We start from the raw sequence: 13,570 nt of genomic DNA on the forward strand, positions 1-13,570 counted from the left end.
CCCAACTTGGTGGCCCGCATTCGCGGGCCATGACAGCTTGGAGGTGGGACGCGACTAGAACAAACTTCCCTGCCCGCCGGGCTTGGGTTTCGCTTTCGGTTTCGGCGGCGTGGTGCCGTCGGCGGTGGCGCTTTGCTCGCCGTCGGCGAAGGTCAGCGTCAGGCGCTCGCCCGGCGCGATGGATGCGGCGCGGCGGCGGACAGCACCGTCCTCGCCCCGGACCAGCGCGAAGCCGCGCTCCAGCGCCGAGCGGTAGGACGAGCTCTCCAGGACGCGACCGAGGGATTCCAGATGTTTGCGCCGTTCCGCAAGATGCGTGCGCTGGACCCGCGCCAGGCGCTGGCCCAGCGCGGCCGCGCGCTCGCCGCCGAGGCCGATCTGGCGGGCGATCCGGTTGGGACGCAGCACGGCGGCGGCCTCGGCGAGGGCGCGGCGGTGCTCCTGGAGATTGGTGCGCAGGGCCTTGCCGAGATTCTCGCCGGCATAGTCGAGGCGCTGGCGCGGCTGGGCAAAGAGCGTCTCGGCGCGCGGCAGCACACGGGCGAGCTGCGCCAGATGGCGGCGGCGGTCGTCCATGCCCTTGGTGAAGCAGCGCAAGAGGCGGCGGGTGAAATCCAGCGTCTGGCCGAGCAATTCGGTGCGCACCGGCACGGCGAGCTCGGCGGCGGCAGTCGGCGTGGGGGCGCGGACATCCGCGACGAAATCGATCAGCGTTGTATCGGTCTCGTGGCCGACGGCGGAGATCAGTGGGATCGTGCTCTCGAACACGGCGCGGACCACGGCTTCTTCGTTGAAGGCCATCAGGTCTTCGATCGAGCCGCCGCCGCGCGCGACGATCAGAAGATCGGGCCTCGGCAAGGCGCCGCCGGCCGCCAGTGCGTTGAAGCCGCGGATGGCGGCGGCGACCTCGGCGGCGGCGCGCTCGCCCTGCACCGCCACGGACCAGAGCAGGACGCGGCGCGGGAAACGCGCCTCCAGCCGGTGCATGATGTCGCGGATCACGGCCCCGGTCGGCGAAGTGATCACGCCGATCACCTCGGGGAGGAAGGGCAGCTTCTTCTTGTGCGCGGGGTCGAACAGGCCCTCGGCGGTGAGCTTCTTCTTGCGCTCCTCCAGCAGCGCCATGAGGGCGCCCAGCCCGGCGAGCTCGACCTGCTCGACCACGATCTGGTAGCGCGAGGAGCCGGCATAGGTGGTGAGGCGGCCGGTGCAGACGACCTCCAGGCCGGCCTGGGGCTTCACCTTCAGCCGCTGCGCCGTGCCGCGCCAGATCACGGCGTTGAGGACGGCCTTATCGTCCTTGAGGTCGAAATAGACATGGCCGGAGGAATGGAATTTCAGGCCCGAAATCTCGCCGCGCACCCGCACGAAGGCGAAGGCATCCTCCACCGTGCGCTTGAGCGCCGAGGATATCTCGCTGACGGAATATTCCGGCAGGTTGGCAAGGGGCTTGGCGGCGGGTTCGGACATGATTCACAGCATACAGGAAGGACGGGCACTCAGGGCTTCCAGATTTTCAAGGCGCAGTAGCGCGCCATGTGATGGAAGTCGCGATCCGCCGTCAGCATTGTCAGATCGTAGTGAAGGCAAAGCTGCGCGAAGAGCGTATCGACGGACTCGATTTGAATCCCCGCCCGGCGGCAGCGATTGAACAAATCGGCGGCCTTCAGATGGTCATTCCATTCGGGCTGCAGGAGAAACAGGGACGCGAATCGCGCGAGGATTTGATCGCGTTGGCGCGGGCCTGAAACGCCCTGCAGGATTTCCTGCAGCACGAGACCCGTGGTGACGATCTGGTCGCCGGCGTTGATGGCCCGGTTCAATTCCGCGACGAACGGACCGCCGGGCGCGTCGCGGCGAAGGGCCAAAGACCAGACGCTCGTATCGACGAAAAGGCTCAACGGCGTCTACGCGCCGCCTTGTAGTCGTAGGTCGGATCCCAGTCGATCTTTCCGAAAAGCTCAAGGATGCGCTTCTGCTCCCGGCGACTGACGAATTCCTCCAGCGCCTTCGTGACCGCGGCCTTCTTGGTCTTTTCGCCGCTGACTTTCAGCGCCCGATCGAGAAGATCGGGATCAATGGATAGATTCGTCGCCATGTGTAACTCCTCACACATAGCTTTACACACACACTTGTGATTTACAAATGCCATGAAAGTCCTTCTCGTCGGTTCCGGGGGCCGGGAGCATGCGCTGGCCTGGGCGATTTCGGCCAGTCCGCTGCTTACCAAGCTCTATTGCGCGCCGGGCAATGCCGGGATCGCGCAGGTCGCGGACTGCGTGCCGATCGCGGCGATGGATTTTCCGCGGCTGGTGGCCTTCGCCAGAGAGAACGCGATCGATTTCGCGGTGATCGGCGCCGACCCGCCGCTGGTCGGCGGGCTGTGGGACGCGTTCGAGGCGGCGGGCATCCGCGCCACCGGTCCGAGCAAGGCGGCGGCGGTGCTGGAAGGCTCCAAGGGCTTCGTGAAGGACCTCTGCGCGGAGCACGGCATTCCGACGGCAGCCTATCGGCGCTTCACCGAGGCCGCGGCGGCGAAGGCGTTCGCCGAGACGCTCGGCCTGCCGGTGGTGATCAAGGCGGACGGGCTGGCGGCGGGCAAGGGCGTGATCGTGGCGGAGACGCGGGCCGACGCGCACAAGGCCGTCGACGTCATGTTCGAGGGCGGTTTCGGCGACAGCGGCCACGCGATGGTGGTCGAGGAATTCATGGCGGGCGAGGAAGCGAGCTTCTTCGCGCTCAGCGACGGCGAGACCGTCATCCCGCTGGCGGGCGCGCAGGACCATAAGCGCGTGTTCGACGGCGACAAGGGACCGAACACCGGCGGCATGGGCGCCTATTCGCCCGCGCCGGTGCTCACCCCCCAGATGGAGGCGCTGGCGATGGAGCGCTTCATCAAGCCGACGGTGGCGGCGATGCGGGCCAAGGGCATCCCGTATGTCGGCGTGATGTATCTCGGGCTGATGTTCACGGCCGAGGGGCCGAAGCTGGTCGAATACAATTGCCGCTTCGGCGATCCGGAAACCCAGGTGCTGATGCCGCGTCTGAAGAGCGACCTTCTGACCGCGCTGATCGCGATGCGGGACGGCATGCTGAAGGACATCGACCTGCGCTGGAGCGACGAGGCGGCGCTGACCGTGGCGATGGCGTCGAAGGGCTATCCCGGAGCCTATGAGAAGGGCCAGGTCATCACGGGCCTTGAGGAGGCGGCAGGGCTGCCCGGCGTGCAGATCTTCCATGCCGGAACGGAGCGGCGCGACGGCCGCATCGTGGCGGCGGGCGGGCGCGTGCTGAGCGTCACCGCGACCGGCAAGACGGTGGCGGAGGCGCAGGCCCGCGCTTATGCGGCGGTCGACATGATCCACTGGGACGGCTGTTTCGCGCGGCGCGATATCGGCTGGCGGGCGATCGCGCGTGAGAAGGCTAGCCAATGAGCGAACCGGTCGAGGCGCTGCTGTTCGACCTGGGCGGCGTGGTCTTCGACGTCGATTTCGCGCGGGTGACGGCCCGCTGGGCCGAGCATGCCGGCTGCGATCCGGCGCTGGTCGCGGCGCGCTACAGCCACGACGAAGCCTATGAGAAGCACGAGCGCGGCGAGATCGACGCCGCGGCCTATTTCGCGGCACTGCGCAAATCGCTGGGCATCGACATTTCCGACGCGCAGTTTCTCGACGGCTGGAATGCGATCTTCGGCGGTCCGATTCCCGGCACCGAGACGTGGATCGGGGCCGCCTGCGCGCGCCTGCCTTGCTACGCGTTTTCGAACACCAACCGCGCCCATGCGGACCACTGGCAGCCGCTCTATGCGCAGACCATGAAGCCGTTCCGGCGCGTGTTCCTGTCGTCGGAGATCGGCCTGCGCAAGCCCGACCGCGCCGCGTTCGAGCATGTCGCGCGGGAGATCGACGTGCCGACGCCGCGCATCCTGTTTTTCGACGATGCGCTCGCCAATGTGGAAGGCGCACGCGCCGCGGGTCTGCAGGCCGTCCATGTGCGGTCCAATGCGGACGTAGCGGCAGCGCTGGCGCCGATTTTCGGCGGCGCATAACGCAGCGAAAGCCAATGGCTTTGCGCCTTGTGCGCTCGGCGCATCCGGTCAAAAATGCCGGCAACAAGAAATCCGCACGGGGAGTATGGCGATGAGCGAGCCCAGCCGGCAGGAGACCTTTTCCGGCACCAAGGACGTTGCCGACGCCCATGCCTTCGACGTCAAAAAGCTCGAAGCCTATCTCGCCGACCGCATCGAGGGCTTCCGGACGCCGCTCGAAGTGCGCCAGTTCAAGGGCGGGCAGTCCAACCCGACCTATCAGCTCGTCACGCCGAACCGCAAATACGTCATGCGGAGGAAGCCGCCGGGCAAGCTGCTTCCCAGCGCGCATGCGGTGGACCGCGAGTTCAAGGTGATCTCGGCGCTGCATCCGACCGGCTTTCCGGTCGCCAGGCCCTATCTGCTGTGCGAGGACGAAAGCATCGCGGGGACGATGTTCTACGTCATGGAATGCGTCGAGGGGCGCGTGTTGTGGGAGGCGCTGCTGCCCGGCATGGAGAAGAAGGAGCGCTGGGCGATCTACGACGCGATGAACGAGACGCTCGCGCGGCTGCACAATCTCGACTATCTCAAGATCGGGCTGGAGGACTTCGGCAAGCCCACCGCCTATGTGGCGCGCCAGATCGCGCGCTGGACCAAGCAATACCAGCTCTCCGCGACCGAGACGATCGAGGAGATGGACAAGCTGATCGACTGGCTGCCCAAGCACCTGCCGGCCGAGGGCCGCCCGTCGGTGGTGCATGGCGACTACCGCCTCGACAACATGATCCTGCATCCGACCGAACCCAGGGTGCTGGCGGTGATCGACTGGGAGCTCGCGACGATCGGCGATCCGCTGGCCGATTTCACCTATCACCTGATGCAGTGGCAGATGCAGCCGGGCGGAACCTCGGCCGGGACGCAGTCGCTCCTCTCGGCCGACCTGGATGCGCTGGGCATCCCGACCATGGACCAGTATGTGAAGATGTATTGCGAGCGCACCGGGCGCCGCGAGACGCCGAACATGGACTACTACGCGGCGTATAATTTCTTCCGCCTGACGGGCATCCTGCAGGGCATCGTCGGCCGGGTGCGCGACGGCACGGCGGCGAACGCCAACGCGGCGCAGAACGCCGCGGCGGTCCGGCCGCTGGCGATACGCGGCTGGCACTTCGCCCAGCGCGCGGGCGCCCAGGGTTAAGGCTTTCCTAAAGCGCAACCTGTGGACGCGCGGCAAGCGTTGCTTAACCCTGTCCGGCCTAGATTGCCCGTCCGCGGCAAGGGCCGCTCCCGGGGAAGACATGAGCGAAGAGGAAAAACGGCTGCATGCGATGCGCCTCAAGCGCATCCGCACGCATCTCGACCTCGCCGAGCGCGCGGCGCAGATCGGCCATTGGCGATTCGACCTGGCCGACAGCGCCTATTCCTGGTCTCCGGGCATGTACCGGCTCTTGGGGGAGAACCCCGACACGCGAAAGCCCGACGCCGAATGGCTGTTCGAGCAGATCACGCCGCAATCGCGCGTCGTGATCGAGGCGGCGCTGACCGAGGCGATCCGCACACGCTCGCCCTTCACCTACCGCACCTATGCGCGCGATCCCAAACGCGCGGTGCAGATCGTCGACACCCATGGCGAGGTGGAGATCGGCGAGGACGGCCGCGTCACCGCCGTGCTCGGCGTCAGCCATGACGTCACCGCCCAGGTCCGCGCCGAGGAAGAGCGCGAGAAGGCGCAGGCGATGTACCGCCTGATGACAGAGGAATCCGGCGACATCGTCATCCTGTATGCCAGGGACGGCAAGCTGGTCTTCGTGTCGAGCGCGCTCGAACGCATCACGGGACACACCGCGGACGAGATCCGCGACGGCGGTTACAAGCGCTTCATCCATCCCGACGACCAGGACGAAGCCGCCAAGATGATCACGCGGCCGGTGGACGCCGACACGACGGTCGCGACCTGGCGCATCCGGCACCGCGACGGCCATTACGTCTGGCTCGAAACGACGATCCGCACCGTGTTCGATCCGGCGACGGGCGAGCCGAAGAACGTGATCAGCGTGTCGCGCGACGTCAGCGCGCGGGTCGAGGCCGAGGAGGCGCGGCGCAAGGCCGACGAGATGTACCGCGTGATGACGACGGAGGCCTCCGACGTCATCCTGCTGTTCGCCCCGGACCGCAGCATCCTGTTCGCGTCCGAAGCGCTCGACCGCCTGATGGGCCGCACGGCGGCGGAGATCGAGAACGGCGGCTGGATGCGGTTCGTCCATCCCGACGACCTGGCGCAGCTGCGCAAGCTGGAGCTGCCGCCCAAGCGGACGGAGGAGTTCACCGTCGCCTATCGCCTGATGCGCCGCGACGGGACCTATGTCTGGCTGGAGGTGAAGACGCGGGCGCGCTGTGCGCCGGACGGCACCTATCTCGGCTATATCAGCGTGGCGCGCGACGTCACCGAGCGCAAGCAACGCGAGATCGAGGCCAAGGCGGCGCAGCAGCGCGCCGAGACCGCGAACAAGGCGAAATCGCAGTTCCTCGCCAATATGAGCCACGAGCTGCGCACGCCCCTGAACGCGATCATCGGCTTCGCCGATCTGATGAAGGCGCAGGCCTTCGGGCAGCTCGGCAATGCGCGCTATGAGAGCTATGCGACGCTGATCTACGATTCGGGCCAGCTCCTGCTCGACCTGATCACCGACATGCTGGACATGGCGAAGATCGAGGCCGGCAAGATGGAGCTCAATTTCGAGCAGGTCGATCTCGGCGAGACCATCGCCGACGTCGCGCGCCTGCTCGACGACCGGGCGCACACCGCCGGCGTGGCGCTGGATGTCGCGGTGGGCACGAAGCTGTCCCTGGTCGCCGACCGCCGCGCGGTGAAGCAGGTGGTGATCAACCTGCTCAGCAACGCGCTCAAATTCACGCCCAGGGGCGGCACGGTGGCGGTGCGCGCCGCGCAGGACGGCGATCTCATGCGGGTGAGCGTCCGCGACACCGGAATCGGGATCCCCGAGAGCGAGCTGGGGCGGCTCGGACGGCCGTTCGAGCAGGTCTGTGCCGATCCCAACCTCGCCAAGTCCGGCACCGGGCTGGGACTGGCGCTGGTGCGGTCCCTGACCGAGCGGCACGGCGGCGGGATGTGCATCGAGAGCGCCGAGGGCATCGGCACCGAGGTGACGGTGACCTTCGCGCTGAAGCCGGCGCAGCGGGCGGCGGCGTAGTTTTCATCAGAAGAAAAATCGTCATCGCCGGTCCCGTGCCGGCGACCCATAAACACGGACGGCGCACTGGAATATGGGTGGCCGGGACAAGCCCGGCCATGACGGTTGTTGGTTAGGAAACGGAACTGGCTTGAGCGGCCGTCCATCGTGCGAAGCGCATTTCAAAGGATTCACGCGGAGCCGCGGAGTCGCGGAGGCCAACGAAGAACTTCGCGGCTCCGCGTGAAAATTTGGGCGCGGACGCGCGCACCTGTTCCGAACGTGCAGACGTCAACTGGGTGGCCCGCATTCGCGGGCCATGACGCCGTTCTTGTTGCGGCAGACAAAAAGGGCGGCATCGCTGCCGCCCTTTCCTTCAATCTGAGCGAGCCCTATTCCGCCGCCTGACGCTTGGGCATTTCGGCGTGCTTGCCGAATTCCAGGCGCGCGATGGTGCGGCAGTGGACCTCGTCCGGGCCGTCGGCGAGGCGCAGCGTGCGCTGGCCGGCATACATCTTCGCCAGCCCCGGATCGGTCGTGACGCCGCCGCCGCCCCAGGCCTGGATCGCGTCGTCGATGATCTTCAGCGCCATGCGCGGCGCCGCCACCTTGATCTCCGCGATCTCGGTGCGCGCGACCTTGTTGCCGACCTTGTCCATCATGTCGGCCGCCTTCAGCGTCAGGAGACGGCACATGTCGATGTTGATGCGGGCCTCCGCGACGCGCTGCTCCCACACCGAATGCTCGGCGATCTTCTTGCCGAAGGCCTCGCGCGTCAGCAGGCGCTTGCACATGATCTCCAGCGCGCGCTCGGCGACGCCGATGGTGCGCATGCAGTGATGGATGCGGCCCGGCCCGAGACGGCCCTGCGCGATCTCGAAGCCGCGGCCCTCGCCGAGGATCATGTTCTCCACCGGCACCTTGACGTCCTTGAGCACGACCTCGCCATGGCCGTGCGGCGCGTCGTCATAGCCGAACACCGGCAGCATGCGCTTGACGGTGACGCCGGGCGTGTCGCGCTCGACGAAGATCTGCGACTGGGCGCTGTGGCGGCCGCCGTCCGGATTGGTCTTGCCCATCACGATCATGATCTTGCAGCGCGGATCGCCGACGCCCGAGGACCACCATTTGGTGCCGTTGATGACGTAGTGATCGCCGCGGCGCTCGATATGGGTCGCGATGTTGGTCGCGTCCGACGAGGCCACCGCCGGCTCGGTCATCAGGAAGGCGGAGCGGATCTCGCCCGCGAGCAGCGGCTTCAGCCATTTGTCCTGCTGGTACGGGCTGCCGTAGCGCTCCAACACCTCCATGTTGCCGGTATCGGGGGCGGAGCAGTTGAACACCTCCGAGGCGAAGCCGACGCGGCCCATGATCTCGGCCAGCGGGGCGTATTCCAGATTGCTGAGACCGGCGCCGTGCTCGCTCTCGTTCAAGAAGAAATTCCACAGGCCCTGCGCCCTGGCCTTCTTCTTGAGGTCTTCCACCACCGGCACGACGATCCAGGGATTGCCCTTGGCGCGGGCTTCCTCCATCTGCGCGGCATAGACCGGCTCGGCCGGGTAGACATGGGCGTGCATGAAATCGCCCACCTTGTTCATCCACTCGCGCTGGCGCGGCGAATAGTCGAAATCCATAGTTTCCTCCGTGAGATCGATATCGAGTGGGCGGGACTTTAGCCCGCTCGTCCCGGCCCGGCCAGACGACAAAGGAGCGGATTTGACAGGCGCCTCCCGCCACGGCAAGCAGCGTCCATGCTGCTTTGGGCGGGCGTTTTCCTCATTGTCCTGGGTTTCGGCTGCCTGCCCTTCGACCGGCGGGCGGCGCATATCCTCTACGACCAGGAGAGCGCCCGGTTCGAGCGGTTCCTGGAGGCCACCACCCATTGGGCCAAGGCGGCGCACTGGCTGGTCGCGGCGCTGGTCGCGCTGGCGGCGGCGCAGGCGGGGCTGGCGCTCTGGGGCGAGAACGAAAGCCTGCGCGAGGCGTCGAACGACGCCTGGGCGTTCATCGTCTGTCTCGGCGCGGGCAGCGCGATCCTGCACAGCATGAAGCTGGTGGTGGGACGGCGGCGGCCGCGCGACGACATGGAGATGGGCAAATACGAATTCGTCTGGTTCGAGTTCCGGCTGGACTACAACTCCTTTCCGTCGGGCCATGCGCTGACGATCACGACGGTCGCCACCATCGCGAGCTGCGCCTTCCCGCATCTGGCGGTCCTGTGGTTCGCGATCGCGCTGTGGCTGGGCGTGACGCGGGCGCTCTTGACCGCGCATTTCTTCAGCGACGTGTTCATCGGCGCCGGGATCGGGCTTCTCGCGAGCCGCGAGACCTTGCTATACGTCTTCCCCCAACTTCCGCCGCCCTGGTTCTGAGACGCTCCCATGTTCGCGCCCTTCTTCACGCTCGACGGATGGATATCGCTTCTGACGCTCGCCGTGCTCGAGATCGTGCTCGGCATCGACAATGTGATCTTCCTGGCGCTGGTGGCGAACCGCGTGGCGCCGGAACGGCGCAAGCTGGCGCGGCAGATCGGGCTCGGCCTGGCGCTGATCCTGCGCGTCGCGTTCCTCTCGAGCATCGCATGGATCATCCATCTGTCCCAGCCGGTCCTGTGGATCTGGGGCGAGGGATTTTCGTGGCGCGACCTGGTGTTCATCGCCGGCGGGCTGTTCCTGCTGACCAAGAGCACGCGGGAAATCCACGAGATGACCGAGGACTATGAGACGCACGCCCACAAGCCGGCCAGTTCGCTCGCCACGGCCGTCGTCCAGATCGCGCTGTTCGACATCGTGTTCTCGATCGATTCGGTCGTGACGGCGGTCGGGATGGCGGATCACCTGTCGGTGATGATCGCCGCCGTCGTGTTCGCGATGTTCGTGATGCTGGTGGCGGCGGGCGCGGTCGGCGAATTCGTCGAGCGGCATCCGACGGTCAAGATGCTGGCGCTGAGCTTCCTGCTCCTGATCGGCACGGCGCTGATCGCCGACGCGCTGCATTTCCACATTCCGCGCGGCTATCTCTACTTCGCGGTTGCGTTCTCCGGCCTGGTCGAGGCGCTCAACCAGTTCGTGGCGCACCGGCGGGGACGGCGGAAGAAGGAAAAGACGCGCTGATGGACCGACGCTGGGCGCGGAGCACCGTGAACGGCGGCCGGCGCTTCGGCGAGGGACACGACACCGTCTATCCGCTGCTCGCGCGGCTCGAGCCCGGTTTGATGATCGACGCGGGCGCCGCGATCGGCTTGAAGACCGCCAAAATGCTCAAGCACAGCCCCGGCTCGCATGTGATCGCCTATGAGCCCTTTCCGGGCAACCTGCCCTATCTCAACCGCTATGCCGAGCGGGAGCCGCGCGTCACGGTGCGGCCCGCGGCGCTCGCCGATCGCAAGGGACGCGAGACGCTGAACGTGGCCAGCGTCGTCTCGCCCGACGAGGCGAGGGCCGCAAAGCGTCTGCCGGGCTTCTCGGCGCTCGGGCATCTGGGCCGGTGGCGCCGCAAGCTGAGGGTCGAGGTCGACGTGGTCACGATCGACGACGAGGTCGCCGAACATGTCCGCTTCGTCAAGATCGACGTGCAGGGCGGCGAATTGCGGGTTCTGAAGGGCGCGGCGCGGACGATGGAGCGTTTCGGAATCGACCTCATCTTCGTCGAATTCACGGGCTCGCTTCGGGTGCTGCGCTTTCTCGAAGCCCGGGGCTACGTCATCTTCGACAATCTGAACCTGGCCTGGCCGACGCGGCGCTATTACCGCAACTGGTTCCGCTCCGCGCCGACCGAGATGCCGCGCTGGGACGGCCTCCGGCCGATCCGCAACACGATGGGAGGACGGTCCGCCGTCGTCTGGCTATCCCCGCCGTTCCGCGGCTTTCGCGCCTATTGCGCGTGGTTCTTGCTCACCTATGTCTTCCTCAGCGGAGTGCAGACGGACCTGCTCTGCGTGCATCGCAGCTATCTGGACCGCTTCTTCGACTCGATCGCCGACCCGCCGCCGGCCTAGTCCGGCGCCATCAGGCGGCGGCGCGGAAGCGCATGACGAGCGGCGTTTCTTCGTCGATCAGCGTCCGGAAGGACGGCCGCGCATGGAGCCGCGCGACATAGGCGGCGAGGCCGGGCCAGCGCGCCGGATCGACGCTCTCGCCGCTGTGGACGAAGTTGACGAACTGCGTGCCGACCGAGATGTCGGCGATCGAGAACGTCTCGCCGACGAGATAGTCCTTGTCCGCAACCTCGACCTCCAGGTGATCGAACAGCGGCGGCAGCTTCTCGGTCAGGGATTTCTGGCAGGCCGCCTCGTCGGTCTGGCCGCGCATCATGCGCTTGACGATGCGCTCGAAGAACAGGCCCGGCCCGACGGCGGCCGCCATCGCGGAATCGGCATATTCTTCGTACCACAGTGCCCTTGCGCGCTCGAACGGATCGGCGGGATAGAGCGCGGGCGCGGGATATTTGTGCTCGAGATAGTCGCAGATGATCGAGGAATCGGGGAGCGTGTTGGGCTCGGGACGGTCGGTATCGCGCAGCACGGGGATGCGCTTCAAGGGCGAGATGGCGAGGAAATGCGGCGGCGGATTGAACGGGCTGATCTGCTCGAGCTGGTAGTCGACGCCCTTCTCCGCGAGCACGACGCGCACCTTGCGCACGAAGGGCGATACCGCGCCGCCATAGACGATGAGGGCCATGCTTTCCTCCCGAATGTTTTTCCAACCTCTCCCGTAAACGGGAGAGGTTATCCAATCACGCCGGCGCCATCACTTCCAGCCTCGGCGAATGCTCTTCCGGCAGGTTGTCGAGGAGATCGGCGATCAGGTCGCTCTTCACGCCCTTCCAGGCCGGGTCGTTCCATAGATTCACGAATTGATGCGGATCGTTCTTGAGGTCGTAGAGCTCGCCTTCCGTACCGTCATATTCGATGTGAGTCTTGAAGCCGTTATAGGCGGGGAAATGCGTCTCCAGCCCGTTCGGCCGCCCGACCGTCGATTTCTCGTAGCGCGTCAGCATCACGCCGTCGCGGTAGATCGAGCGGAAATGCATGCCGTAGCCGGGAAACTGGCTGTCCCATTCGCAGAAGGCGCGCCGGCGCGTGCCGTCGTCGGTCGCGGGCAGCGCCGTGCCCTGCATCCAGTCCGGCCGTTCGATGCCGGCGATGGCGCAGGCGGTGGCGGCGATGTCGACCTGCTCGACCGGCTGGGTGACGGTCGCGGGCGCGATCTTCGCCGAGGGCGCCGGGCGCCAGATGAACGGCAGCCGCATCAGCGCGTCGACATGGAACGGGCCCTTGTACATCAGGCCGAAATCGCCCTGCATCTCGCCGTGGTCGGTGGTGAAGATCACGTCGGTGTCCTGGTCCCAGCCCCTGGCCGCGATCTTCGCCATGACCTGGCCGACCGCTTCGTCGATCAGCTCGTTCATCACATGGACCTTGGCGTTGATCTCGCGGATGTTGTCCGGCGTGAGCTGCTGGGGGCGGAAATTCTGCGGCCCGCCCTCGGCGTTGACGAAGCTGCCGTCGTAATAGGCCAGCCAATGCGCCGGCTTCATCGCCAGCACTTTGCGGATCTCCTCCGGCGAGCCGGGATAGCCGTCGGGCAGCGGCAGATCGCGCCAGTCGCAGCGGCGGTTCTCGTCGGCCGGCGGGCCCCAGGGGTGATGCGGATCGGGGAAGCTCAGCCACAGCATCCAGTCGTCGTCGGCGTCCAGCGTATCGAGCCAGCCGAGCGCGAGGTCGCGCAGCCAGTCGGTGTGATAGAGGCCGCGCGGGATGTGATGGTTGGTGGTCTCGGGCGCGCCGGTGTCGCCGCCCGGCGTGGCGTTGAGCAAAGGCGGCCAATTGTCGAACGCCGCCTTGTCCTTCTCGCGCAGCCAGCGGCCGTAATGGCCGACGGGACGGCCGGCGAAGCTCGCGATGTGCATGGCGTGGACGGCGTAGTCGAAGCCGCGCCAGGGACCGAGATTGCCCTCGCGCTGGCGGATGTTCTCGCGGAATTTGAACTGCGGGTCGAAGCCGGGCTCGAAATGCGCCTTGCCGATCAGTGCCGTCTTGTAGCCGGCCTTGTCCTTCAGATATTGCGCGAAGCTCGGCGCGTCTTCGGGCAGCGGCACGCCGTTGGAGAACACGCCATGGGTGCGGACATACTGCCCGGTCAGCATCGAGGAGCGCGCCGGCATGCAGACGGTGTTCTGGTTGTAGGCGCGCGCATAGTTGATGCCGCTCGCGGCCAGCGCGTCGATGTTCGGCGTGCGGCAGAATCTGTTGCCGTTGCAGCCGAGCGAATCCCAGCGCTGCTGATCGGTGGTGATGAAGAGAAGCTTGCGGCCCATATGTGTCAGCCTTTAGCATGGAATGCGAACT

The 13,570-nt window shown here is 66.6% G+C and carries 13 protein-coding genes; 7 read left to right on the forward strand and 6 right to left on the reverse strand.

Translation table 11 applies throughout. The annotated features are described in order from the left end of the window. Positions 1-54 precede the first annotated feature (54 nt). From xseA to WDN01_09065, 3 genes are read right to left on the reverse strand one after another with little or no spacing between them, the layout of a single operon-like run. Complete coding sequence (gene xseA, locus WDN01_09055; protein MEJ0026161.1) at positions 55-1,470, reverse strand: exodeoxyribonuclease VII large subunit; 1,416 nt, start codon at positions 1,468-1,470, stop codon at positions 55-57. A 29-nt stretch (positions 1,471-1,499) separates the two neighbouring features. Continuing rightward, positions 1,500-1,901, reverse strand: a complete 402-nt coding sequence (locus tag WDN01_09060; GenBank protein MEJ0026162.1) for a PIN domain-containing protein — start codon at positions 1,899-1,901, stop codon at positions 1,500-1,502. Then, complete coding sequence (locus WDN01_09065; GenBank protein ID MEJ0026163.1) at positions 1,898-2,098, reverse strand: type II toxin-antitoxin system VapB family antitoxin; 201 nt, start codon at positions 2,096-2,098, stop codon at positions 1,898-1,900. The genes WDN01_09060 and WDN01_09065 overlap by 4 nt, the downstream gene beginning before the upstream one ends. A 52-nt stretch (positions 2,099-2,150) precedes the next feature. Here WDN01_09065 and purD point away from each other — a divergent pair, with 52 nt between their 5' ends. The 4 genes from purD to WDN01_09085 all read left to right on the forward strand — a co-directional run bounded on the left by purD (position 2,151) and on the right by WDN01_09085 (position 7,242). Then, positions 2,151-3,434 carry a phosphoribosylamine--glycine ligase gene (gene purD, locus WDN01_09070; GenBank protein ID MEJ0026164.1) on the forward strand — a complete coding sequence of 428 codons (1,284 nt, stop codon included), beginning with the start codon at positions 2,151-2,153 and terminating at the stop codon, positions 3,432-3,434. Then, complete coding sequence (locus WDN01_09075; GenBank protein ID MEJ0026165.1) at positions 3,431-4,048, forward strand: HAD family phosphatase; 618 nt, start codon at positions 3,431-3,433, stop codon at positions 4,046-4,048. The genes purD and WDN01_09075 overlap by 4 nt, the downstream gene beginning before the upstream one ends. A gap of 91 nt (positions 4,049-4,139) precedes the next feature. Next, entirely contained in the window at positions 4,140-5,228 is a 1,089-nt protein-coding gene (locus WDN01_09080; protein ID MEJ0026166.1) for a phosphotransferase family protein, read from the forward strand. Positions 5,229-5,328: 100 nt separating this feature from the next. After that, positions 5,329-7,242 carry a PAS domain S-box protein gene (locus tag WDN01_09085; protein MEJ0026167.1) on the forward strand — a complete coding sequence of 638 codons (1,914 nt, stop codon included), beginning with the start codon at positions 5,329-5,331 and terminating at the stop codon, positions 7,240-7,242. A 371-nt stretch (positions 7,243-7,613) separates the two neighbouring features. Here the strand turns inward: WDN01_09085 and WDN01_09090 are convergent, their stop codons facing one another. After that, positions 7,614-8,855, reverse strand: a complete 1,242-nt coding sequence (locus WDN01_09090; GenBank protein ID MEJ0026168.1) for an acyl-CoA dehydrogenase family protein — start codon at positions 8,853-8,855, stop codon at positions 7,614-7,616. A 117-nt stretch (positions 8,856-8,972) separates the two neighbouring features. On the opposite strand from WDN01_09090, the gene WDN01_09095 reads away from it, so the two are divergent. Genes WDN01_09095 through WDN01_09105 form a run of 3 tightly spaced genes read left to right on the forward strand, consistent with a single transcriptional unit; the run spans position 8,973 to position 11,218 of the window. Then, the gene (locus WDN01_09095; protein MEJ0026169.1) at positions 8,973-9,593 is read left to right on the forward strand and encodes a phosphatase PAP2 family protein; all 621 of its coding nucleotides are present in this window, start codon (positions 8,973-8,975) and stop codon (positions 9,591-9,593) included. Between the two features lie 9 nt (positions 9,594-9,602). Then, complete coding sequence (locus WDN01_09100; protein ID MEJ0026170.1) at positions 9,603-10,334, forward strand: TerC family protein; 732 nt, start codon at positions 9,603-9,605, stop codon at positions 10,332-10,334. After that, on the forward strand, positions 10,334-11,218 hold the full coding sequence (locus tag WDN01_09105) for an FkbM family methyltransferase (GenBank protein ID MEJ0026171.1): 885 nt from the start codon (positions 10,334-10,336) through the stop codon (positions 11,216-11,218). Before WDN01_09100 ends, WDN01_09105 begins: the two co-directional genes overlap by 1 nt. Positions 11,219-11,228: 10 nt before the next feature. On the opposite strand, the gene WDN01_09110 is transcribed toward WDN01_09105, so the two are convergent. Next, the gene (locus WDN01_09110; protein ID MEJ0026172.1) at positions 11,229-11,900 is read right to left on the reverse strand and encodes a glutathione S-transferase family protein; all 672 of its coding nucleotides are present in this window, start codon (positions 11,898-11,900) and stop codon (positions 11,229-11,231) included. 55 nt (positions 11,901-11,955) lie between these two features. Further along, positions 11,956-13,539 carry a sulfatase-like hydrolase/transferase gene (locus WDN01_09115; GenBank protein ID MEJ0026173.1) on the reverse strand — a complete coding sequence of 528 codons (1,584 nt, stop codon included), beginning with the start codon at positions 13,537-13,539 and terminating at the stop codon, positions 11,956-11,958. Between the last annotated feature and the right edge of the window lie 31 nt (positions 13,540-13,570).

The organism is Rhizomicrobium sp., assembly GCA_037200985.1.
Taxonomy (GTDB): Bacteria; Pseudomonadota; Alphaproteobacteria; order Micropepsales; family Micropepsaceae; genus Rhizomicrobium.